The sequence below is a fragment of the Nocardia sp. X0981 genome, from assembly GCF_977089955.1.
In genome coordinates this window covers 5,195,007-5,217,133 of the sequence record NZ_OZ372435.1, presented here as the reverse complement: position 1 = coordinate 5,217,133, position 22,127 = coordinate 5,195,007, and the positions used below count along the sequence as shown (strand labels likewise).

Annotated in this window: 20 protein-coding genes and 4 pseudogenes; 14 read left to right on the top strand and 10 right to left on the bottom strand. The window is 68.5% G+C overall.

Translation table 11 applies throughout. The annotated features are described in order from the left end of the window. Positions 1 to 88: 88 nt before the first annotated feature. The 3 genes from ACYR7D_RS22925 to ACYR7D_RS22915 are packed head-to-tail and all read left to right on the top strand — an operon-like array spanning position 89 to position 3,425. Positions 89 to 1,321: a PP2C family protein-serine/threonine phosphatase gene (locus ACYR7D_RS22925; protein WP_459546588.1), complete on the top strand. Its 1,233-nt coding sequence runs from the start codon at positions 89 to 91 to the stop codon at positions 1,319 to 1,321. After that, positions 1,321 to 2,985, top strand: coding sequence for a sensor histidine kinase (locus ACYR7D_RS22920; RefSeq protein ID WP_459546587.1), 1,665 nt, complete (start codon positions 1,321 to 1,323; stop codon positions 2,983 to 2,985). The genes ACYR7D_RS22925 and ACYR7D_RS22920 overlap by 1 nt, the downstream gene beginning before the upstream one ends. Further along, complete coding sequence (locus ACYR7D_RS22915; protein ID WP_459546586.1) at positions 2,982 to 3,425, top strand: response regulator; 444 nt, start codon at positions 2,982 to 2,984, stop codon at positions 3,423 to 3,425. Before ACYR7D_RS22920 ends, ACYR7D_RS22915 begins: the two co-directional genes overlap by 4 nt. Positions 3,426 to 3,463: 38 nt before the next feature. Here the strand turns inward: ACYR7D_RS22915 and ACYR7D_RS22910 are convergent, their stop codons facing one another. Beyond that, positions 3,464 to 3,823, bottom strand: a complete 360-nt coding sequence (locus ACYR7D_RS22910) for an STAS domain-containing protein (protein ID WP_459546585.1) — start codon at positions 3,821 to 3,823, stop codon at positions 3,464 to 3,466. Positions 3,824 to 4,148: 325 nt separating this feature from the next. Between ACYR7D_RS22910 and ACYR7D_RS22905 the strand changes: the two genes are divergently transcribed. Further along, on the top strand, positions 4,149 to 4,574 hold the full coding sequence (locus ACYR7D_RS22905; RefSeq protein ID WP_459546584.1) for an ATP-binding protein: 426 nt from the start codon (positions 4,149 to 4,151) through the stop codon (positions 4,572 to 4,574). Positions 4,575 to 4,590: 16 nt separating this feature from the next. Here the strand turns inward: ACYR7D_RS22905 and ACYR7D_RS22900 are convergent, their stop codons facing one another. Next, a complete protein-coding gene (locus ACYR7D_RS22900) occupies positions 4,591 to 5,346 on the bottom strand; it encodes an MHYT domain-containing protein (protein WP_459546583.1) in 756 nt (251 codons plus the stop codon). A gap of 545 nt (positions 5,347 to 5,891) precedes the next feature. On the opposite strand from ACYR7D_RS22900, the gene ACYR7D_RS22895 reads away from it, so the two are divergent. Together ACYR7D_RS22895 and ACYR7D_RS22890 are read left to right on the top strand one after the other, a co-directional pair. Beyond that, a complete protein-coding gene (locus tag ACYR7D_RS22895) occupies positions 5,892 to 6,320 on the top strand; it encodes a DUF4383 domain-containing protein (RefSeq protein ID WP_459550254.1) in 429 nt (142 codons plus the stop codon). 83 nt (positions 6,321 to 6,403) lie between these two features. Further along, positions 6,404 to 7,507, top strand: coding sequence for a hypothetical protein (locus ACYR7D_RS22890; RefSeq protein ID WP_459546582.1), 1,104 nt, complete (start codon positions 6,404 to 6,406; stop codon positions 7,505 to 7,507). A gap of 34 nt (positions 7,508 to 7,541) precedes the next feature. Here ACYR7D_RS22890 and ACYR7D_RS22885 read toward each other — a convergent pair whose 3' ends face one another. Next, entirely contained in the window at positions 7,542 to 7,742 is a 201-nt protein-coding gene (locus ACYR7D_RS22885) for a hypothetical protein (protein ID WP_459546581.1), read from the bottom strand. 179 nt (positions 7,743 to 7,921) lie between these two features. After that, the gene (locus ACYR7D_RS22880) at positions 7,922 to 8,872 is read right to left on the bottom strand and encodes a hypothetical protein (protein WP_459546580.1); all 951 of its coding nucleotides are present in this window, start codon (positions 8,870 to 8,872) and stop codon (positions 7,922 to 7,924) included. A gap of 397 nt (positions 8,873 to 9,269) precedes the next feature. Here ACYR7D_RS22880 and ACYR7D_RS22875 point away from each other — a divergent pair, with 397 nt between their 5' ends. From ACYR7D_RS22875 to ACYR7D_RS22850, 6 genes and pseudogenes are all read left to right on the top strand, one after another. Next, complete coding sequence (locus tag ACYR7D_RS22875) at positions 9,270 to 11,126, top strand: hypothetical protein (protein ID WP_459546579.1); 1,857 nt, start codon at positions 9,270 to 9,272, stop codon at positions 11,124 to 11,126. Continuing rightward, positions 11,123 to 11,311, top strand: coding sequence for a hypothetical protein (locus tag ACYR7D_RS22870; protein WP_459546578.1), 189 nt, complete (start codon positions 11,123 to 11,125; stop codon positions 11,309 to 11,311). Before ACYR7D_RS22875 ends, ACYR7D_RS22870 begins: the two co-directional genes overlap by 4 nt. Then, entirely contained in the window at positions 11,311 to 11,700 is a 390-nt protein-coding gene (locus tag ACYR7D_RS22865) for a hypothetical protein (protein WP_459546577.1), read from the top strand. The genes ACYR7D_RS22870 and ACYR7D_RS22865 overlap by 1 nt, the downstream gene beginning before the upstream one ends. Next, entirely contained in the window at positions 11,697 to 13,031 is a 1,335-nt protein-coding gene (locus tag ACYR7D_RS22860) for a hypothetical protein (protein WP_459546576.1), read from the top strand. The genes ACYR7D_RS22865 and ACYR7D_RS22860 overlap by 4 nt, the downstream gene beginning before the upstream one ends. Before the next feature lie 30 nt (positions 13,032 to 13,061). After that, a pseudogene (locus ACYR7D_RS22855) lies at positions 13,062 to 13,280 on the top strand (2Fe-2S iron-sulfur cluster-binding protein); the annotation flags it as partial. After that, a pseudogene (locus ACYR7D_RS22850) lies at positions 13,281 to 13,670 on the top strand (xanthine dehydrogenase family protein molybdopterin-binding subunit); the annotation flags it as partial. Between the two features lie 45 nt (positions 13,671 to 13,715). On the opposite strand, the gene ACYR7D_RS22845 reads toward ACYR7D_RS22850, so the two are convergent. The 3 genes from ACYR7D_RS22845 to ACYR7D_RS22835 all read right to left on the bottom strand — a co-directional run bounded on the left by ACYR7D_RS22845 (position 13,716) and on the right by ACYR7D_RS22835 (position 15,451). Further along, positions 13,716 to 14,216 carry a beta-class carbonic anhydrase gene (locus ACYR7D_RS22845; RefSeq protein WP_459546575.1) on the bottom strand — a complete coding sequence of 167 codons (501 nt, stop codon included), beginning with the start codon at positions 14,214 to 14,216 and terminating at the stop codon, positions 13,716 to 13,718. A 250-nt stretch (positions 14,217 to 14,466) separates the two neighbouring features. Then, on the bottom strand, positions 14,467 to 14,619 hold the full coding sequence (locus ACYR7D_RS22840; RefSeq protein WP_459546574.1) for a hypothetical protein: 153 nt from the start codon (positions 14,617 to 14,619) through the stop codon (positions 14,467 to 14,469). 151 nt (positions 14,620 to 14,770) lie between these two features. Next, the gene (locus ACYR7D_RS22835) at positions 14,771 to 15,451 is read right to left on the bottom strand and encodes an HAD family hydrolase (protein WP_459546573.1); all 681 of its coding nucleotides are present in this window, start codon (positions 15,449 to 15,451) and stop codon (positions 14,771 to 14,773) included. A 597-nt stretch (positions 15,452 to 16,048) separates the two neighbouring features. On the opposite strand from ACYR7D_RS22835, the gene ACYR7D_RS22830 reads away from it, so the two are divergent. Then, positions 16,049 to 19,303 carry a protein kinase domain-containing protein gene (locus tag ACYR7D_RS22830; RefSeq protein WP_459546572.1) on the top strand — a complete coding sequence of 1,085 codons (3,255 nt, stop codon included), beginning with the start codon at positions 16,049 to 16,051 and terminating at the stop codon, positions 19,301 to 19,303. Between the two features lie 28 nt (positions 19,304 to 19,331). Here ACYR7D_RS22830 and ACYR7D_RS22825 read toward each other — a convergent pair. The 3 genes and pseudogenes from ACYR7D_RS22825 to ACYR7D_RS22815 all read right to left on the bottom strand — a co-directional run. Next, a pseudogene (locus ACYR7D_RS22825) lies at positions 19,332 to 19,649 on the bottom strand (ATP-binding protein); the annotation flags it as partial. A 150-nt stretch (positions 19,650 to 19,799) separates the two neighbouring features. Further along, a pseudogene (locus ACYR7D_RS22820) lies at positions 19,800 to 20,195 on the bottom strand (histidine kinase dimerization/phospho-acceptor domain-containing protein); the annotation flags it as partial. 718 nt (positions 20,196 to 20,913) lie between these two features. Continuing rightward, positions 20,914 to 21,591 carry a response regulator gene (locus tag ACYR7D_RS22815; protein WP_459546571.1) on the bottom strand — a complete coding sequence of 226 codons (678 nt, stop codon included), beginning with the start codon at positions 21,589 to 21,591 and terminating at the stop codon, positions 20,914 to 20,916. A 120-nt stretch (positions 21,592 to 21,711) separates the two neighbouring features. On the opposite strand from ACYR7D_RS22815, the gene ACYR7D_RS22810 reads away from it, so the two are divergent. Then, the gene (locus ACYR7D_RS22810; RefSeq protein WP_459546570.1) at positions 21,712 to 22,089 is read left to right on the top strand and encodes a PepSY domain-containing protein; all 378 of its coding nucleotides are present in this window, start codon (positions 21,712 to 21,714) and stop codon (positions 22,087 to 22,089) included. Positions 22,090 to 22,127: the final 38 nt, after the last annotated feature.

Genomic DNA, 22,127 nt, shown 5'->3' with positions numbered 1-22,127 from the left:
ATTCGTGATACTCCCGTTCCGCTGTTCGCGGCAGCGCCGTGTCATCCGGTCCTCGCTTCGGCTCCGCGCGACGGTGCAGGTGGTACCGGTGCTCGCTGATCCACCGAGCGCGGAGACGGATTGGGCGGCCGAAGCGGGGTGGTTCGAACGGGAACCGTTCGTTTTGCTGGTCGAGGACGACCCCGGCGACGCCCTGCTGGTCGAGGAATTGGTTGCCGACGCCGAACCGGGTATGCGCCTGGGCTGGGTGCGCACGCTCGCCGAGGCGTGCGACCGGTTGCGCGCCGATATCCCGGACTGTGTACTGCTGGACCTGCACCTGCCCGACGCGCAGGGGTTGCAGGCGCTCGCCGGTATCCGCGCGCACAACGATCAGGTTGCCGTGGTGGTGATGACCGGGCTCGACCAGGAACGCACGGGTTTGGCCGCCCTGGCCTCGGGGGCCCAGGACTACCTGGTCAAGGGCCGCGTGGAACCGGAACTGTTCGCTCGCGCCGTCCGCTACGCCATCCAGCGCAAACAGGCCGAGCGCACCAGCGCGGCCCTGCAGGCGAGTCAGATGCGGGCGCAGGAGAACGCCCGGCTCGAGCGCGGGCTGCTGCCGACCCCGCTCCTCGGGGCCGATCGCGCGGTGGACGTCGTGGCGCGGTACCGGCCCGGCCGCGCGCATGCTCTGCTCGGTGGCGATTTCTACGATGTCGTCCAGGATCCCGAGGGCCTCGTGCATGTGATCGTCGGCGATGTCTCCGGCCACGGGCCCGATGCCGCCGCCACCGGGGTGGCGCTCCGATTGGCCTGGCGCACCTTGGTACTCAGTGGTGTGACGGGTTCGCGGCAGCTGCGTCTGCTGGAGGAGGTCCTGCTCGCCGAGCGTACCGATCGGCAGACCTTCGCCACCGCGACGAGCCTGGTGCTGGACCGCTCGACCGGGCGGGTGCTGGTGCGCCGCGCCGGACATCCGGGCATGCTCCGGCACAGCAGTGGAGAGCTGTGCTGGGTCGAGGTCACCGGAGGCGCGGCGCTCGGATTCATGCCCGGCCGCGCGCACTGGCCGGCCGTGGAAATAGAACTGCCCGCCGACGGCGGACTGATGCTGTTCACCGACGGTCTCTTCGAGGGGCGGGCGGGCCGTGACGGTGCGCGGCTCGGGGAGGCCGGTCTGCTGGAGGTCGCGCGGAGCGTCCCCGCGGACCGTCCCGAACGCTTCGTCGACGAGTTGATCGCCCGCGTCGAGAGTATGGCCACCGACGCGGGCGGACTGGACGACGACCTGGCCATCATCTACGTGCGCTGGAACGGAACACCCGGGAGTGAGCTGTGATGACGGATAGTGGTTCCCGAGTGGTCGGGAGGTTGACCGCGCAGGCGTGGTTCCACCTGGTCTTCGGGCTGATGTTCGTGGTGGTGGTGCTCGGTGCCCTGGCGGGCGCGCAGGTGATCACCGATACCGGCGAGGCGACCGATCGGCTGGTGGGGCAGACGCTCCCCGCCTCCGCGGAGGCGTATCGGTTGCAGAGCGCGCTCGTCAACCAGGAGACCGGGCTGCGTGGCTACGCCATCACCGCCGATCCGCAGTTCCTCGATCCCTATGCGGAGGGCCGGAAGGAACAGGACCGCGCGGCCGCGCGGCTGCGCGAACTGCTGGCGGACCGCCCGGACCTGATGGCCGATCTCGACACGGTCGAGCGCTGGGCGCGGGAGTGGCGTACCGGTTACGCCGATCCGCTGGCCACGGCCGCCGCGGCGGACGATGCCGCCGAACTGGGCGCGACGACGGCGGTACGCGCGAAAACCCTCTTCGACGAACTGCGGGTTTCCTTCGCCGTCCAGAACGATCACCTGGCGAGCGCGGTCGTCGCCGACCGGGAGGCGATCTCCCACGCCCGCGCTGTCCGCGATGCCGTACTGATCGGCTTGGTGCTCGTGTTCCTGCTGACGGGCGCGGTATTGACCGTCCTGCTCCGCCGGCTCGTGATACGGCCGCTGGCCTCGCTCACCGAGGCGTCGCTGCGGGTGGCCGACGGCGAATTCGATCATCATATCGATGCGCACGGTCCCGCGGACCTGGTGCAGGTGGCCGCCGCGGTCGAGGATATGCGCCGCCGGGTGGTCGAGGAGCTGGGCTCTTCGCGGTCCCAGGGCACGCTGCTGCGTGAGCAGAAAGCCGAGCTGGACCTTCAGGCCGACGAGTTGCGCCGCTCCAATGCGGAGCTGGAGCAATTCGCCTATGTGGCCTCGCACGATCTGCAGGAGCCGTTGCGCAAGGTGACCTCGTTCTGTCAGCTGTTGGAGAAGCGCTACGGTTCCCAGCTCGACGAACGGGGCAAACAGTACATCGATTTCGCTGTCGACGGCGCCAAGCGTATGCAGGTGCTCATCAACGATCTGCTCACCTTCTCCCGGGTCGGCCGGATGAGCGACCGCAATCAGCCGGTGCGTCTCGATCAGGCCCTGGACAAGGCGCTGGCCAACCTGTCGGCCGCTGTCGAGGATACGGAGGCCGTGGTCGAGCGGCCGGCGGAACTTCCGGAGATACTGGGCGAACCCACCTTGCTGGTCATGCTGTGGCAGAACCTGCTCAGCAATGCGATCAAATTCCGCCGGCCCGGTCTCGCTCCCCTCATCCGGCTCGAGGTCGCGGCCGCCGCCGAGGATCCGGACGCGCTACTGCTCTCCGTAACCGACAACGGTATCGGTATCCCGCCGGAATTCGCGGAAAAGGTGTTCGTCATCTTCCAACGGCTGCACGCCCGTGACGAATACACCGGTACCGGAATCGGGCTGGCCGTCTGCAAGAAGATCGTCGAATACCACGGCGGCCGTATCTGGATAGATACCGCCCACACCGGCGGCACCCGGATCTGCTTCACCCTGCGCGCCGAGTCCGTGGTGACCGGCGAGTCCTCGAACACACCGGATGAACCCGAGGCCCCACCCGCCGCGGATTCGCCGGCCACCCCCACTGCCGAAGGAGCCAACGCATGACTGTGCCGGGTACACCGATCGATATCCTGCTCGTCGAGGATGATCCGGGTGATGAATTGATGACCAGGGAAGCATTCGAAGACAACCGGATCGGCAATACGTTGCACGTCGCCCACGACGGGCAGGAGGCGCTGGATTTCCTCTACCGCAACGGCATGTACGCGGACGCGCCGCGCCCCGATCTCATCCTGCTCGACCTGAACCTGCCGAAGTACGACGGCAGGCAGGTGCTGGAAAAGATCAAAGCCGATCCCGACCTCGCCCATATCCCGGTGGTGGTACTCACCACTTCGGCGGCCGAGGAAGACATCTTGCGCAGCTACAAACTGCACGCCAACGCCTATGTCACCAAGCCGGTGGATCTCGACCAGTTCGTGGCCGCGATCAAGCAGATCGACGATTTCTTCGTGCAGGTCGTCCGCCTGCCGCGCGCCCGGTAGACCACGCGCCCGGCAACGCCGGGCGCGTGGTACGCGGTTCAGGAGGCCGAGGTGCCGGCGGCCAGGGCCGCATCCAGCGAGTCGTATACCGCCAGCATCTTGTCGAGACCGGTGAGTTCGATGGGCCGGCGGACGGCGTCGGAGGCGACCACGCGGATACCGTCGGTGGGGGCGGCCTCGGAGGCCACCAGGAGCACACTCAATCCGGCCGATCCGAGGAATCCGACCTCGGACATATCCACCACCAGCGGTTCCCCGCCGCGCTGAGCCTCCTCGAGGGCGCTCTGCAACTGAGGTGCCGAAGCCATATCGACCTCGCCGTGCACGGCGACGATCGTGGTCCCGTCCGCGACGCGCACCTGGACGTCGAGCATGCGGGACCCGCCTTCGCTGCTCACCTCGGACCTCCTGGTACGTGATTCGCCACTTCTCCACCTCTGTGCGTCGAGGCCCCGGCGCGGCACGCGACCGGGGCGGTAAGTGATCTTCGCACTCAATTTACCCGATCGGGATCTGCGCTGTTGCAGCCGCCGGGTCCGCCGGTCATCGGCCCGTGGGGTACGCTCCGGTCGCGGCGTCTCGCGTGATCACCACCGCTGGGCCGCATGCCGTGGGATCGAATGGGTATGGCTATCGGCGAGCACGGTTCGAGTGCGCATCTTGATCGAACGCCACGGGCATGGTACCGCCTGCGCCGTCCGTCGGCGAGAGCTACAGGAGGCGATGAGGTTGACAATGGCCCGCCCATCCGGGCTGCACAGTCCGCCGAGCCGGTTCGAGCTGGACTTTCCCGCTGAGCCCACCGCGCTGGCCGAGGTCAGGCACGCCATGCAGCAGTGGCTCCGGGACTGCCCGCTCGATGAGCGCGCGGCCTACGATGTGCTGCTCGCGGTGGGGGAGGCCTGTGCCAATGCGATCGAACACGGGCACCGCGGCGACGGCGGAACGATCAGGTTGCAGGCCACCCTCGATGCCGTGGGCCTGCGTATCACCGTCAGCGACCACGGCCGCTGGAAGCGCCCGGCACCCGGTCCGGATCTGGTTCGCGGGCGCGGGCTGACCATGATCCGGGCTCTGATCCCGGAGGTGGAGATCACCGCTTCGGACAACGGGACGACCGTCGAGATGTGGATGCCGATTCCCCGCTGAGCGGTCCGGGTGCGTTTCACCGCAGCCGGCCGGCCTTCGGCGCCCCGTGTGGATCGGTCAACGCCATGCTCACCGTGATGAGCAGGACGACCGTGATCACGCTGAGCCCGCCGAGCAACGGGCCCAGTACCTGTAGAGGTTCGGCGCCCTGTGGTTCCGCGGCATCCGGTACGGAGTGGGCGCTCATCGCCGACATCGCCGTGTAGTGCATCGCCGCCACGGCGGCGGCCAGGAGCAGGGCGGCGACGGGTGTGGACAGCGGCCCCCAGGAGCGCATGCTCGACCAGAGCGTGGCAGTGGCCACCACCACGGCGATGGCCAGCGACAGAGCTACGCGCGCAGCGTCGTAGTGGATATGGACGTCGGTCCGCATCGCGAACATTCCGGTGTAGTGCATGGCCGCGATGCCGAGGCCGGCGATCACGCCCCCGGCGAAGAGGGCGGTCCGGCCCGCTCCGGGAGAGCTCACCAGGTAGAGCCCGATCCCGGTCACGCCTACCGACAGGGCCACGCTCAGCAGGGTGAGCGGTACATCGAAGCGGATCTGTGCGTCTTCGATCGAAAAGCCGAGCATGGCCACGAAATGCATGACCCAGATGCCTGTTCCCCCGATGGTGATGGCGGCCAGGATCAGCCAGCCGACCCGGCGGCGTCCACGCCGCGCCTGTTTCGTGCACTGGAGTCCGATGGCGCATCCAGTGGCCGACAGGAAGTACGCCAGGGCGGGCGTCAGCCAGCCGAACGCGAAATGTTCGAGGTGAAGCATATCCATCCAAAGCTCCGCCGGAAGAACCGGAGATCGTTTCCAGGGCTCGACAGTACGACAGCCTGTGCGGCGCGGTGTGCTGATCATTTGCCTGGGCGATGGTGGTTTGGGTCACATCATCGTTCTTGCGGGCATTGGATACGCAAGATTGCGTTCTTCTGTCCAGTGAACGGACCGCCCAGTTTTCGGCCTTGGGCGCACGCCGGGATCGAATCGGATGTGGCTGTGGGAAGTCGGGTATCACGGGGCCTCGGGGAGCTGCCGGGCACGGTGGAATGACCCCGGGCGTCCGCGCCACCGAGGTTCGTGCGCCCCGGATAACGGAACTTTAACTGGGTCGTATCGCGTACCGAGCCGGTCGGCGCCCGTGACACCGGCTCGGTCGCTCACCGCGATATCGGGGTTTGCCATTCTCGCGGCCGGGCATCCGGCCGGTGTCCTGGCTGCCGGATACGGGACCGGCTCGTGCCGGCAGCAGGAGGAAGGACGAGAACGTGTCGAATCACCACAGCGTCACGCGCCGGACCCGCTCTCCGCTCCAACTCGCCGCCATGGGTGTCGGCGCGGTGTTCCTCTTGGTCGGAGTGCTGGGTTTCATACCGGGTGTGACGACCGACTACGACCAGCTCCGCTGGGCCGGACACCACTCGGAAGCGCAGCTGCTGGGGCTGTTCAGTGTCTCGGTACTGCACAACATCGTGCATCTGGCGTTCGGGGTGGCCGGCCTCGCCGCGGGCGCGAAAGCATCCGCCGCACGAGCCTTTCTCCTCGTGGGTGGGGCGGTGTATCTGCTCCTGTGGTTGTACGGGCTGTTCGTCGACCGGCACAGCACGGCGAATGTCGTCCCGCTCGACACGGCCGACAACTGGCTGCATTTCGGTCTCGGACTCGGCATGGTGGCTCTGGGGACAGCGCTGTCCCGGACCGCCGGAGATACCGCGTCGCGGCTGTCGGGGCATCAGCCCGGCATCATCGAATAGCAGTGGTATCGCCGGGAGAGAAGCGCGGTGCCGAGGCCGGTCCGCAACCGGCACCGACCGTGGCGCGACCAGCCGGGAGGACGGTGACCACCGAGGAACGGACCACGATCGTGGTGGGCGTGGTGGCGGACCCCGATCTGCCCATCCGGCTCGCGCGCGAACTCGCGGAAACACTTCCCACCCTGTTGGCGCGGCGGTTCGCGGGTGCCGACTGGCGGGTGGAGGTGTTCGACGACCCGTTCGAGGCGATGTACCCCGATCTGGAGTACCTCATCGACAAGGCCGGGCGGCATGTCCGTGACACCTCCTGGGACCTGGCGCTGTGCCTGACCGACCTGCCGATGCGCGGCGACGGCCGGGAAATCGTGCTGGCCCGGCTCGACCGGCGCCATCGGGTCGGGCTGGTGTCGTTACCGGCGCTCGGCGGAATACGGTTACAGCGCAGGCTGGAAGACCTCGCCCTGAGAATCGTCGGCGCGCTGCGGCCCGGCCCCGGGATCGGGCTCCGGCCGGGCCCCGATCCGGCGGCACGGCTGCCGTTTCGCGGGATCCGGGCCGAAGCCGGTGCAGGCGACGAACGCATCGTGCACCGTGGTGTGACCGGGTATCCGCGGCTGCTGGCGGGTATGGTGCGGGCGAACCGGCCCTGGCAGTTGTTCGTCGGTCTGTCCTCCGCGCTGGCCGGATCACTGGCCGGTACCGCCTTCGGTGTGCTGTATTCGAGTATCTGGCAACTGGCGACAGCGCTGGGCCCGTATCGGCTCGCCGGTGTCGCCGCAGCGGCTGTCGCCGCGCTGGCGGTGTGGATCATCGTGGGGCACGGTCTGTGGGAGCGTCCGGTCTCCACCCGCCGGGAATCGGACCACGACCTGCGAATGCGTAATGCCGGAACGGTTGTCACAGTCGCCGTGGGGGCTCTGGTGTTCTTCGGCGCGCTGTTCCTGATCACCTTCGCCGCTGTGCTGCTGGTGATTCCGCCCGGCTACCTCGGCACAGTGCTCGGCCGGGCCGCGCAGCCGGACGACTACCTCACCATCGCGGTGATGGCCAGTGCGCTCGGCACCGTGGCGGGCGCCGTGGGCTCCGGTCTGGAGGACGATGTCAGCGTGCGGCGGGCCACGTACGGATACCGGGAGCGGGAACGCCGCGATCGGGTCGGCGGTGCCGGAACACCGGAGCGGTTCTGAGCGGTCCCGGTGGCCCTCCGCCGGGGCGCCGGCGTCAGCGCCCGTGCGGTGCTCCGCATTTCACCAGCTCCGACGCTGCCGTGACCCGCTTCGCGAAGGCCACCCACAGCGAACCGTCCCTCACTCGCCGCAGCACATAGCGATACTTGCCGTACCCCGCCCGCGATACCGCGGCCAGCGGGGTCCTGCCGATGACTCGATAGGGTTCTCCACCGATACACACCATCGGACCCATGAACCGATCTCCCTTCTCGCACTGTGTTCCACGACACTGCGGCCACTGTCGCAGTCCGGTGCTGAAGGGAGCCTGAAGCCGCCTGAAGGCGCTTTCAGGAAAGAATCCGGCCGGGCGCGCGACTTTGCGCGTGGCGGGGTTCGCGGCCGGGAGCGGGCCGGGCCGTCCGCGCCGCCGGATCACCGAGCCGCGGCCGGGTCGGTCCGCGGGGCGATGAGTGGCCGGTCCGGCACCGGGCAGGGGGAAGAGAGATCGCGCGGGGCTATACCCGGGGGATGCTCGCGGACCGGGCGGACCGCATCGACGACGTTCGCGCAGGTCAAATGGTCGGCCGGATGGAGTCCGTCGGTGAACCGGAAGCGGACGTTGGCTCTTCCTGTCGTGGTGTCGGTGGTGGTGATCAGCTGGTAGCGCAGCGGAGCCCGGTCCGTGGTGGCGGCAGACCACACGGAGCGGTAACTCAGCGTGGGGCCGAGTTCCCGGCTCACGATCACCTTTTCGACGATCCCGAACCTGTCGGTGACCACGTCGACCGCACTGTGGTGGGCCGCGGCGGTGCCTGCCGCGCTGTCGAATACGGCATCGTCGAGGACGCGCAGCCCGGCTGCGTAGTACCCGTCCAGCGCGGCGGCCCCGGCTGTGGCGGTCTCGGCGCCGGTGGTACCGATTCCTGTATCGCGCAGGGTGTCCCACGGATAGACCGCGGTATCGGTGAGATCGATTTCCTCGATGAGTTCGACACGCCGGATGCCCTGTGTCACCTCCGCCAGTGAGCGGATGAGCCGGGCCGGGATCGTGCTCTGGAAGGCGCCGGTCGTATGGAAGGTCGATCGCCCGGCGTAGCAGGCGTCGAGCAGTTCGGTGAGCGGCATCCGCCCGTCGAGCGGTGCCGTCGACACCACGTCGAACCCGTCCCGAAGTAGTTGCGGTAACACTGTTTTCGGTAGATCCGCGATGATTTCGGCGAAGGACGGTACGTAGACGACGCAGTCGGTCCCGCAGGGCGGCGTCTGGTCGGCCGGGATACGGGCGGTCACCTCGAGATCCGCTCGGGCCGCGATCTTTTCGGCGATCCGGTCGGCGAGGCGACCGGCGCCCAGCACCGCGACGGTGAGGGTGGGTGAACTCATGTGGACTCCAGAAGGTCGTGAGGATCCGGGCCGGCACCACCACGCCGGTCGGCGCGGCGCACAACTGCGGAACTACCCCGAGTATGACGGCGACCGGGATGCCGGCGCCCGCGGACCGGTCCGCACCGAGGAGCGCACTGCCCGGATGGTGAACCGAAATGGACGGGACATCGTCGTTTCCTTGTTGTTCGCGGAATTTCTAGCACACCACCGGGGCGGACACGCCGGTCTTCGCCGGTGGATACGTGATCGCCCCCCGCCGGTGATGTGCTGGATATATGTGCCACTTTCCGGGTACTGCCCGGACGGATGACGGGTGTGGAAGAAATCGTTCCGCACCGGCTCTGATTCATGATACTTTTGGTTACACATATAACGCTCGGCGGGTGGAGGTTCGATGCCGGTGAGTGCGTACGGGGCGATCGGCTGGTCGGCGGCGCCGGGTGGCGAAGGTGGTGGTGCGGCGCTCGATCAAGTGGCCATCATGACCGGGGCCGCCGGGGTCGTGGCCCTCGTTCTGATGTGGGTGGGATATCTCCATCGAAACCGGCGTATCACCTGGTTGCAGCGGCTCGCCGACCGGCTCGGCCGTGCGTTCGACCGCCCCGGTTGGGTCGCGCTACCGCTCGCGATGTTCCTGGTCACCATCCTGACCGCTCTGCTCGGTTTCATCTGGGATGTGAGCCTGCACATCGGAAACGGCCGCGACGAGGGACCGCTGGCGAATCCGGCGCACTACTTCATTCTCGTCGGACTGTTCTTCCTTTTCACCGCCGGTATGGCGGCCGTAGTGCTGCCCTTGGACGAAAAACCCGGTATGGCGGCGGTACGGATCACCCGCACCTGGTACGCGCCCGTCGGCGGGATCCTGCTGGCGGGTGCCGGGTTGTATGCCCTGATCGGGTTTCCACTCGACGACGTATGGCACCGGATCTTCGGCCAGGACGTCACACTCTGGGGCCCGACCCACCTCATGCTGATCGGTGGGGCCGGACTGTCTCTGGTGGGTGTGCTGCTGCTCGAATTCGAGGGCCGCCACAACCGGCCCGACCCGGCCCGTCCGGAAACCCGGCGTATGTGGTTGCTGCGTGCCTTCGCCTTCGGTGGCCTGCTCATCGGGCTGTCGGTATTCCAGGTGGAGTACGACTTCGGCGTGGAGCAGTTCCGGCTGGTGCTGCAGCCGATGCTGATCGTGGTCGCGGCCACGCTGACCCTCGTGGCCGCGCGGCTGACCCTCGGGGCGTGCGGGACACTGGTGGTAGTGGGTTTCGCCGCCGTGGTGCGCGCCGTGGTCGCCGTTCTCGTGGGCGGTCCGATCCTCGACGCGCCGCGCAATGTCTTCCCCCTGTACCTCGGTATCGCGGTCGTCGTGGAACTACTGGCACTGCTGCCGGTGCGGCAGCGCCCGGTGCTGTGGGGCGCGGGCTGCGGACTGGTGGCCGCGACGGTCGGGCTCTGGCTCGAATCGCTGTGGATCGCGGCGATGTTCGTCGATCCGTGGCCGGTGTCGATATGGCCGGAACTGCTGGCGATGGCGATACCCTCCGGAATCGCCGGCGGGGTGGTGGGCGCTCTGTTCGCCACCGTACTGCGCGGTGAACCACTGCCGCGTCCGGCGGTGCGGCGGACGCTGATGACCGGGGCGGTGGTCGTCGTGGCCGCCGCCACCGCCAACGGCCTGATGATCGAGGTACCCGCGGATGCCCGGGCCACGGTCGAACTGCGCGACGCCCCCGGATACGCCGAACGCATGGTGTACGCCGATATCCGGATCTCGCCCGCCGATCTGGTCTCCGCGGACCCCGAATGGATCCAGATCCTGGCTTGGCAGGGTGGGGCCGGCAGCGACAACCCGGGCCGGGGCCTGGTGGTCGATCACCTCCGCCGCGTGGAGCCGGGGCACTACCTCTCCACGAAACCGGTCCCCGCCCACGGCTCCTGGAAGACCGTACTGCGGGTGCAGGACGGCCGCACGCAGACCGCGCTGCCGATCTTCATGGCCGCCGACCCCGGAATCGGCGCCGAGGAGGTCCCCGCGCTCGACTCGTTCACCCGCCCGTTCGTCGCCGAGATCACGGTGCTGCAGCGGGAGCGATCGTTCGACCATCCCGCGTGGCTGTTCGCGGCCGCGTCGCTGGTGGTCCTGGTGTGCAGCCTGATCCTGATCGCCGCGCTGGCCTGGGGCGCCGCCCGGATCAACGACCGCTACCCCCACCGGCCCGTGGCGGAAAGACAACGGGCCACCGCGTCATGACGAACCGGTACGACGGCGTCGACATCCTCGCCGACCATTCGATCCTCTTGGCGGTGCCCGCCTTCCTGCCGGCGATTCTCATCGCCGCGGTCGTGCTCGTCATCGCGGTACGCGACCGCCGCCGCGGCGACCCGGAGGAACCCCCGGAACCGGGCACGCCCACCGATACGGACAAGGAGATCTGATGCCGTCCGCCTTCCGACTGTGCCTGCCCGTACTCGCCGCCGTCCTGCTCGGCACCGGGTGCGCGGCCGGAGACGGGAATCAGGCCGCGCCGGTGACACCGAGCGTGGCGCAAACCCTGCCGGCCCTGCCCATCGAGGTGCGCATCGCCGCGGGGGTGGTGACTCCCGCCGATATCCGGTTGGAGGCCCGGATCGGGCAGCCGATCGAGCTCGTGGTCGACAGCGATACAGCGGACGAACTGCACGTCCACGCCGCACCCGAACACACCTTCGCGATAACGCCGGGCACGAATCAGCGTTTCGCTTTCACGGTCGACGTACCGGGACGAGTGGAGATCGAACTGCACGGCGCCGGCCGTACCGTGGCGACCCTGCTCGTCCGCGGATGACCCTGCTCGCGCACGGACTGGGTGGCGCCACGGATCTGCCGATCCCCCTGGCCTATGCGCTGATCGGGGCGGCATGGGCGCTCGCTTTCTCGTTCGCGGTGATCGCCTTCGCGTGGCGGACACCGCGGCTGGATCCGGCATCTCCGGGGATCGCGCTGCCCCCCGGTATCCGTACCGTCGTGGATTCCCCCGCCGTGCGGGCCGCGCTCGCGGCCGCAGGGCTCCTGGCCTTCCTCACCGTGGTGGCGATCGGTCTTCTCGGTCCCGCCGATCCGGCCCGCAATCCGGTCCCCGGCGCGGTCTACGTTTTCCTGTGGGTCGCAGTGATGGTCGCCTCGCTCGTCGCCGGCCCCGTGTGGAAACTGCTGTCCCCGGCGCGCGCTCTGCACCGGATCGTCAGCTGGATCCGGCGGCGTCCGCCCACGGCCGGGCCGCTGCGGTACCCCGAACGATGGGGGCGGTGGCCGGCGGCATTCGGGTTGTTCGCCTTCGTCTGGCTGGAACTCGTCTCGCCCGACCCCGGATCGGTGGCCGCCGTGACCGCGTGGCTGATCGGGTACCTGATCGTCACCTTCCTGGGTCTGCTGATGTTCGGCACGGTATGGGCCGAGCGCGCCGATCCGTTCGAGGTGTACAGCGCTCTGCTCGGCCGCCTGAGTCCGCTCGGGCGTGGCGTGAACGGTGCGCTCGTGATGCGCTCACCGCTGGCGAATCTGGCCGGGACACCCGTCGGCGCGGGTTCGGTGGCGGTGGCGGCCACCCTGCTGGGGTCCACCGCGTTCGACAGTTTCTCCCTGTTCCCCTGGTGGCGCGACGTGGTGGCCGGCGCCGCCGGTGCTTCCCGGTTCGGGGCGACTCTTGCCGGCACCCTCGGCCTGCTCTTCTTCGTTCTCGTCGTCGGTACGACGTTCCGAGCGGCCGCCGCGGCTACCGGCGGGCTGTCCCGCGCCGAACGCGGGCTGCTGCCGACCCGGCTGTCGTACACGCTCACACCGATCATCGCGGGCTATATCGTCGCCCACTACCTGTCCTTCCTCGTCGAGAAAGGACAGGCGACCGTGATCTTGTTCGCGGATCCGTTCGGGGTCGGCTGGAACCTGTTCGGGCTGGCCGATCGCGATATCGCCTACCTCCTGTCCGCGCATCCCGCGGTGCTCGGGACGGTCAAGGTTTCGGCGGTGGTCCTCGGCCATATCCTCGGTGTCGCCGCGGCCCATGATCGCTGCCTGCGCCTGCTCCCGCCGGCACACCGGCTCACCGGTCAGCTCGCCCTCATGCTCCTCATGGTCGGCTACACCTTCACCGGCCTCTATCTGCTCTTCGACGCCTGACCTCGGCTCGTTGCGCGGCGCCCCGCCCGCGCCGCCGGTCTGGGCGATGGCGACGAGCTGCACACCGTGCAGCAGGCGTTTCTGGATCAGGACGGTTTCCGGTGCGGTTATTGCACACCGGGGCAGGTGTGCTCGGCAGTGGGCATGCTGGAGGAAGTGAAGGCCGGCCATCCCAGCCATATCACCGCCGACCTCACTGCGGACGTGGAACTTTCCGATGCCGAGATCCGGGAACGGATGAGCGGTAACCGGAACGACCATGGCCTCACGCCCGCGACCGGCGCGCACAGTACCGCCGACGCGGCGGAGAACCCGGATGCCGAGAAGTACGCGTCGCACTCGTTCGGCGCCTATGGTATTTCGGGAGCCCTGCACGAGGAAAGCGTGCGCGATCATCGCTTCGGGCATATCGTCACCCAGGATCTTGCCGGCTACCACATCAGCACGCACGCCGATATCCGCGATATCGATGCGATCTGGCTGGACGAGGTGGACGAGCACGTCAACCCGATGGGCTCCCGGGGCGCGGGGGAGATCGGTATCGTCGGCGCGGCCGCGGCGGTGGCCAATGCGGTCTACCACGCGACCGGCGTGCGAGTACGCGACCTCCCGATCACGGTCGATGATCTGCTGATCTGAGGCCCAGGTGCCGCGCCGCCGGCCACCGCTGCGGCCGGGAGCCGTTCAGGCCGCCGCCGCGGCGACCTCGTCGAGGCGACCCGTGGCGACATCGAAGACGAAACCCCGCAGCGAGGAGGTTCGGGTGAGGAAGGGACTGGTCTCGATCCGCCGCAGGGATTGCCGGACGTCCTCGTGGAGGTCGGTGAAGGATTCGGCCGCCCACGCCGGTTTGAGGCCGGTCTCGTTCTGGATGGCGCGTTTGAAATCGTCGTCGGTGAAGGTGAGCATCCCGCAATCGGTGTGATGGATGAGGATGATCTCGGTGGTACCCAGCAGTCGCTGGCTGATCGCCAGCGAGCGGATCTCGTCGTCGGTCACCACACCCCCCGCGTTGCGGATGACATGTGCCTCGCCTTCGCGCAGGCCCAGAATCCGGTAGACGTCCAGCCGTGCGTCCATGCAGGCGACCACAGCGATATGTTTGCTCGGTGGTAGCGGGAGTGGACCGGAGAACTGTGCCGCGTACCGCGCGTTGTTGTCCAGATAATCATCGGTGACAGTCATGCCGACCTCCGAGCGTCGATGTTCCGATATGCGAATGCGCGCACCCACCTTCGCGGTCGCCGAGCGCCACGGCGAGCGATAGGTATCGGCTGAATCGAACTCTGGCGTGTCGCGGTACAGCTATCTATCATCGCGGGCCGCGCGCCCGGAAGTCGCGCCGCGGTCGTAACGCTCGGGCGGAGCGCTCCGGGGAACCACCGAGCGGCTTCGGCCGGGTGTACCGAAGCCACTCGGCGCCGGCCCCTGTGCGCTAGTCGCCGCCGTCCGTCTTCCGCGGGTCTTTGGCTTCGCGCAGCGCTGTTTCCAAATCCCGGCGCAGCCGCGCGGCGGTGGTTTCGTCACCCGCGTTTTCCGCGGTGGTGATGTCCTGGTGCAGTTGCGCGATGATGTCCCGATCGGTCATCGATCCTCCGCTCTCTCTTTTCCCGGTGACGCCGTAACGAGGCGAAACGGCGTTCGTCAGGCGCATGACCGATTTCCCGGACGCGAAACATTTTCTGCTGCCTGCGGCCGGCCGCGGTGGGGGCGCGTCCGCGGCCGGCCGGGACGCCGGTTCACCGGAGCAATTCGGCGATCGGACTGTGGTCGAACCGGGTGATCAGGTCCGCCGGGTCGTCGTAGACGGCGCGGGCACCGGCGGCCTGCAGTTGTGCCTCGGTGATCCCGCCGGAGCGCATTCCGATGAAGGGCACACCGGCCCGGCGGGCGGCCTCGGCATCCCAGACGGTGTCGCCGACGAAGATCGCGGTATCGGCGGTGGCACCGGAGCGGTCCAGCGCGGTGCGGACGATATCGGGTCGCGGTTTCGCGGTCTCGACGTCTTCGGAGGAGGTCTGCGCGGATATCACCTCCGCTCCGCCCAACACCTCGCGCAGGGTGGTGAGTTCGTCTTCGGGCGCGGACGTGGCCAGCACCACTGTGAGGCCGGTCGCCGCGACGCGGTCGAGTAGTTCCCGCGCACCGGCGGTACGCCGCATGAGGGGGCGTGTGTCGAGGTAGTAACGCAGATGCAGGTCCTCGGCCTGTTGCCGGGCCTTTTCGTCGCAGCCGGACAGTAGTCGCTCGACGAGCAGGGAGCCGTCCATTCCTATGCTCTGGTGCACCCGCCAGGCGTCCACATCTGCGCCCACTTCGCGAAAAGCGCTGATCCAGGCGTGCACGTGCAGGTAGTTGGAGTCGACCAGGGTGCCGTCGATATCGAAGAGAACCGCACCGGTCGGAGAGCTGTCGGACATGGGGGTGGGCTACCCGGTCGCACCGCACCCAATCGCCGCGCGGGGTCGGGGAGCGGCCTCCCGTCGTCGAACCTTGTTCCCTTCCTGGGGAAGGCAGCCGAAATCTATGCCGTCAGGTATCGTACCGTCGAATAGCGGCATAATAGTGTCTGCGTCTACCCGGCTCTTCGGCCGTGGTGGTAGGGAATCGATGGAAGCAGGTGGAAATGGGCCGGCAAATGCTCGGGTTCATGTTCATGCTCATCGCCATGATGATGCTGTTCTGAACACGGTATAGGCGTCGGGGAGCCGGATCGCTGATCGGACGGTGCTTCGGCCCCCGACCGCGCACCCACCGGTGCGGATGCGCTTCCGGGCGCCGCCGCGCGGAGACTGCTCCCCCTCTTCACGGTCCATCGGGAGCCGCGCGCCGTATAACCCCTCGGTTCCCTCGATACAGCTGGATACCGGGCCGGACACCGCGGGATTCCGCCTGCCGGGACAGCTCGCCGGTACCTCGCCGCCACGGTGGCCCGGGGATACAGTTGAGGGTGAGGCGAGAGGTGATCCCATGGTGCCCGATGCCCGCATACATCCTCGGCGGCTGGTTTCCGGTCGATGAACAGCGACGATCCCCTGAGAACACGTCGTGAGTCGAGAATGCCCGTCGCGACGGAGCTCGACGCCGTGGGTTTCGAGGATGCCGAGGAGATCGGCCGGGGCGGATTCGGCGTGGTCTACCGCTGTACCCAGGAGCCGTTGGACCGCACCGTGGCGGTGAAGGTACTCACCGCGGCATCGGATGAGGACAACCGGGCACGGTTCGCGCGGGAGCAGCGTGCGATGGGCCGGCTGACCGGCCATCCGAATATCGTCACCGTACTGGAGGAGGGGGTCACCACCGCCGGGCGTCCCTACCTCGTCACCCCGTTCTACCCGCAGGGTTCGCTCGAGAACAGGATCCGCCGGCACGGCCCGTTACCCGCCGAGGAGGTGCTGCGGATCGGAGTGAAGATCGCCGACGCGCTCGGTAACGCCCATCGGCTCGGTGTGGTCCACCGTGACGTGAAACCGGGAAATATCCTCCTCACCGACTACGGTGAACCGGCGCTGACCGATTTCGGCATCGCGCATATCGCGGGCGGGTTCCGGACCGAGACGGGCACCGTGACCGGGTCCCCGGCGTTCACCGCGCCGGAGGTACTCGAGGGCGACCCGCCGACGCCCAGTGCCGATGTGTACGGACTCGGCGCCACGATGTTCTGCGCGCTCACCGGTCATGCCGCCTTCGCCCGCCGCAGTGGCGAGAAGATGGTCACCCAGTTCCTGCGGATCACCACCCAGCCGCTACCCGATCTGCGCGAGCAGGGTGTCGCCGCCGATATCGCCGAGCTGGTGGAGACGGCGATGAGCCGGGACAGCCGGGCCCGTCCTTCCGCCGCCGAATTCGGGGAGATGCTCCGCCGGGTGCAGGAGCGGCACGGCTATCGGGCCGGCGATATGGTGCCGCGGAGCGAGTCCGCCGAGCCCGCCCGGGTGGAGAAGCCGTGGGTATCGGCCCCACGCCCGCCGAACCCGAATCGCACCGGCAATCTTCCGCTCGAACTGACCAGTCTCGTCGACCGGCGGACCGAGGTGGCGGAGGTGAAGAACCTGCTGTCCACCTCCCGGCTGGTCACGCTGGCCGGCACCGGCGGTGTCGGCAAGACTCGGCTGGCCCTGCGCGTAGCCGCGCAGGTGACCCGGGATTTCTCCGACGGCGTCTGGTTGATCGACCTGACCGATATCCACGAGCGCACCCTCCTGGTCGATGTCGTGGCAGCCACGCTCGGTGTCCGCGGCTCGGAGGCCGGGCCGCTGATCGAGACATTGGTGGAGTATCTGTGCCCGCGCGAGACGCTGCTGGTATTGGACAACTGTGAGCAGCTGGTAGCGGCCGTCGCGGAACTGGACGAGGCACTGCTGCGGGCCTGTCCGGGACTACGCATCCTGGTGACCAGCCGGGAGCCGCTGAATATCGCCGGGGAAGCGGTGCTGCGGGTGGCGCCGCTGACCGTGCCGGATCCGGACCGGGAGCCGCCCCTGCTCGGGCTGCCCCGTTTCGACGCGCTGACCCTGTTCGCCGAGCGCGCCGCGGCGGCGGTGCCGGGTTTCGAACTCGACGAGGAGAACAAGGGCGCGGTGGCGCGTATCTGTGCCCGGTTGGACGGTTTACCGCTCGCCATCGAATTGGCGGCCGCCCGGATGCGGACCATGTCGCCACAGCAGATCCTGGAGCGGCTCGGTTACCGGCATCCGGTGCTCACCCAGGCGAATCGTACCGCTCCGCCGCGGCAGCAGACGCTACGTCTGTGCATGGACTGGAGCTATGACCTGTGTACACCGGCCGAACAGCAGATGTGGGCCCAGCTCTCGGTGTTCGCCGGAAGCTGGGAACTGGACGCGGTGGAGGGCATCTGTGAGATCGCCACGGCGCCGCACAGCCTGCTGGATGTGCTTTCGTCGTTGGTGGACAAGTCGATCGTGGTCCGCCAGGATTCCGGTCCGAGCGTGCGTTTCCGGATGCTCGAGACATTACGCGCCTACGGGCGCCGTGTACTACAGGATTGCGGCCGGTACCGGGAGATGCGCCGCCGCCACCAGGATTGGTATCAGCGGCTGGCCCTCGATGCCGAGGCGGGCTGGATCAGCGCACAGCAGGCGCGGTGGATCGACCGGCTGGCCCGGGAACAGCCCAATCTGCGAGAAGCGCTCGAGTACTGCCTGTCCGAGGACACCGTGGAAGCAGCGGCGGCCGGATTGCGGACGGCCGCGGCGTTGTACGAGTTCTGGAACTTCCGCGGGTTGTACGGCGAGGGCTGCTCGTGGCTGGAACGTGTACTCGCCCACCCCGGCGCGCAGCCCGCGCCCGAGCGCATCGTAGCGCTCTGCACCGCGGGCAAACTGGCCTCGACCCATGGTGAGTTCCGGACGGCAGCCACCCGGTTGGCGGAGGCGCGGGCGCTGGCAACACCGGATCTACCGCTGCCCGTTCGAGCGCAGATCGAGTATGCCGAAGGCCTTTTCGCCATCTCCCAGGGCGAATCCGAGCGCGCGTGCGCTCATTTCGGATGTGTGGTGGATCTGATCGGCTCGGACCGATCGGCTTCGCTCCGATTGAGCGCGTTGGCCTTGCGCGGTTGGGCCTACGACTTGGACGGTGATATCGACCGGGCGAGCGAGGACTACCACGAGGTACTCGCGGTCACCGAGCTCCGGGGTGAAGTGGTGCACCGCGGGGCGGCGTTGCGCGGTCTGGGTGTCCTCGCCTGGCGGCGAGGCGACCGGGCGGAGGCGCTGCGGTTCCTGGAGGAGGCGCTGCGGGTCAACAGCGGAATCGGCAGCACGGTGATCACTATGTTCTGCCTGGAAGCGCTGGCCTGGCTCGTGGATACCCGCGCCGATGCCGGACGCGCCGCCGTACTCATGGGTGCCGCTCAGGGGCTGTGGCCGGCCGGCGCCGAGGTGACCACCGTCTTCCGCAATATGACGCGCTTCCACGACGAGTGCGAGCATGCGACGCGCGAGGCCCTGGGCGACCGCCGCTACGAGGCGGCCCACCAGCAGGGCCGGGCCATGAGTATGGAGGCGGCCGTCGCCTACGCACTCGGCGAGCAGGCCACCGCCGGCGCCGGCGGAACCCCGGTATTGACCAAACGGGAACGGCAGGTCGCCGAGCTGGTCGCGCGGGGGCTCAGCAATAAGCAGATCGCGGCGAAACTGGTGATCTCCCAGCGCACCGCCGGGGGCCATATCGAGAAGATCCTGACCAAACTCGGCTTCACCTCGCGCGCCCAGATCGCGGCCTGGGTCGTGGACAACGCGGAGCGCTGAAGCCGGGCGCCGGTGGTAGCGAGGGACCTCACTCCGCCACCGGGAGTTCGACGATGAAGCGGGCGCCACCCGGCGCGTTCGCCTCGACCCGGATACCGCCCCCGTGGCGTCCGACGACGTCCCGCACGATGGCCAGACCCAGTCCAGCCCCGCCGTCGTCCCGGCTCCGGGCATCGTCGAGGCGGACGAAGCGCTGGAAGATCCGCTCCCGGTCCGCCTCCCGCACCCCGGGACCGTCGTCGGCGACTTCCACCACAGCGGTGTTCCCGTCGCGCGCGAGCGTCACCCGCACACTCGAGGCGGCGTGCCGCTGGGCATTGTCCACGAGATTGCCCAGGACCCGGCCCAGCTGGGTGCGGCTACCGGTCACCGGGATCTCCTCGGCCGGCAGTGTGACGCCGACCGGAATGCGGTCGCCCACCCGATGGGCCAGTTCGGCACGGATGAGGGCGGTCAGCTCCACCCGGTCCGCCCGGGGCTGCTCGCCCGCGTCGAGACGGGCCAGCAGCAGTAGATCGGCGGCCAGATGCTCCAGGCGCACGGTATCGCCGAGGAGCCCTTCCAGCTCGAGCAGTCCCGGATGCGCCTGGGCCACCTCGAGCTGGGTGCGCAGGCTGGCGATGGGGCTGCGCAGTTCGTGTGCGGCGTCGGCGATGAACCGGCGCTGGCGCTCCGCCGAGCTCTCCAGTGCCGCGAGCGTGTCGTTGGTGGTCACGGCCAATCTGGCGATCTCGTCGCGCGCGGCGGGTTCGGGTACCCGGCGGGACAGATCGCCGTGCATGATCTCGGCGAGCTCGGCGCGGATGGCCTCCACGGGCCGCAGTGCCCGGCGGGTGACCAGCCAGGTCACCGCGGCGACGACGGCGAGCAACAACGGCAGCCCGATCAGCATGGCCCGCCGGACATCGGCCACCGCGCTGTGGGCGGTCTCCAGCGAGGCGCCCGCGTAGACCGTGACCGGTTGTCCGCCCGGCGCCGAGCCGGCGATCGCGGCGACCCGGAACTCGTCGGGGCTACCGGCATCGCCCACGGTCAACCGGACGTCGCCGAAGACGGTTTCGGTAGCAGACGAGGCGTTCACGGGGACAACCACGGCTCCCGGACCGCCGGGTGCGGCACCGGCCGCGCCCCCGAGTGCCGTGTTCTCGGGCGAACCGGCTTCCGCATCATCATCGGCGTCGTCCTCGGAGTCCTCGTCGTCCGGTTCGTCCTCGTCCTCCTCGGAGTCCTCGTCGTCCGCCTCGTCGGTTTCGTCATCGCGACCGTTCGCCTGCCCCGTGGAATACGGCCCGAAATCCGCCATCGGAGCCCGGTCCCGCAATTCGTCATCGGCCGCGAGGACCAGGCCGTCGACCGAAACGACCTGTACCGGTTCGTCGTCGGGGTCGGGCAGGCGCAGCCGGGTGAGATCGGTACCGGCCTCGAGTTGGGTCACGATATCGCGCGCGGTGTTCTCCGCCTGCGTGCTCGCGCTCTCCACGAGGTTGTCCCGCAATGCCGCCAGCACGATCAGCCCGGCGGCCGTCAACGCCACGGCCACCACGGCTGTGGCCGCCGTAGTGGTGCGCGCCCGCACCGAATTCCACCGGGCCCGGCCCCGGCGCGCTCGGTCAGCCACGATCGGCCACCAGCCGGTAACCCGCGCCCCGCACCGTCGAGATGGTGCGCCGGCCGAAGGGTGTGTCGATCTTGCGGCGCAAGGTGCTGATGTAGACCTCGACGATATTCGGGTCGCCGTCGTAGGCGAAGTCCCAGACGTGCTCGAGGATATCGGCTTTGGAAACCACTTCACCCGCGCGCACCGCCAAGTGCTCGAGCACCGCGAACTCCTTGGCGGTCAGCGATACCTCCCGGTCGCCGCGACGGCACGTACGGGTCCCCGGATCCACGACGAGATCGCCGATGCGCAGGACACGCGCGCCGCCGCGGGTGCGCCGGCGCAGCAGCGCCCGGATCCGTGCCACCAGAACCACATACGAGAACGGCTTGCTCAGGTAATCGTCGGCTCCGGTATCCAGGCCTTCCGCCTCGTCGTACTCCCCGTCCTTGGCGGTGAGCATGAGTACCGGAGTCTCGTGGCCGGCCGCGCGCAGGGCGGCGCACACCCGGTAACCGTTCATACCGGGCAGCATGATGTCGAGGATGACCAGATCATAGTCCGCGCTGGTGGCCAGGTGTAATCCCTCGGCGCCGTCGTGCACGACGTCCACGGCGAACCCCTCGGCGGTCAAGCCCTTGGCCAGTGCGAGAGCGAGACGTTTCTCGTCCTCCACGATCAGCAGACGCATCCCCACAGGGTGGCAGATGCTTGCTGAAACTTTCTTCAGGTGGCTTCAGCTCGCCTTCAGCATCACGGTGCGACAGTGGTGAGCGCATTCGGGATTCACACCCACACAGGAGGTTTCACCATGGCCAACGTCTTCCGCCGCGCTGTCTCCGGGCTGCGCTGGATTCTCATCGGTGCCGCGCTCGCGGCGGTCGTCGCGGGGGCCAGTCTCGGCGTCGCCGCGGTCGTCCTCGGCCACGGGCCGCAGGAGCGCGCCGTCTCCTTCGACCGGACGGCCACCGAGTGGTCGCTGGTCGCCGATCCCGGGATCGATCGGCAGCAGGCCATGGACGCCGCGGTGGCCGCGGTTCCCGGCAGCCGGGCGGTGTCGGCGGAATTCGACACCGAACACGGTTCGGCTGTCTGGGAAGTGGAAGTGGTGACGCCGGCCGGTGTGGAACACGAGGTGACCGTGGACGCGGATACCGGCGCGGTCGTCGGTGCCGTGGAGCACGACTGAGTGTCCGCGGAATCGGGCCCGACCGGCGGTGAGCGAGG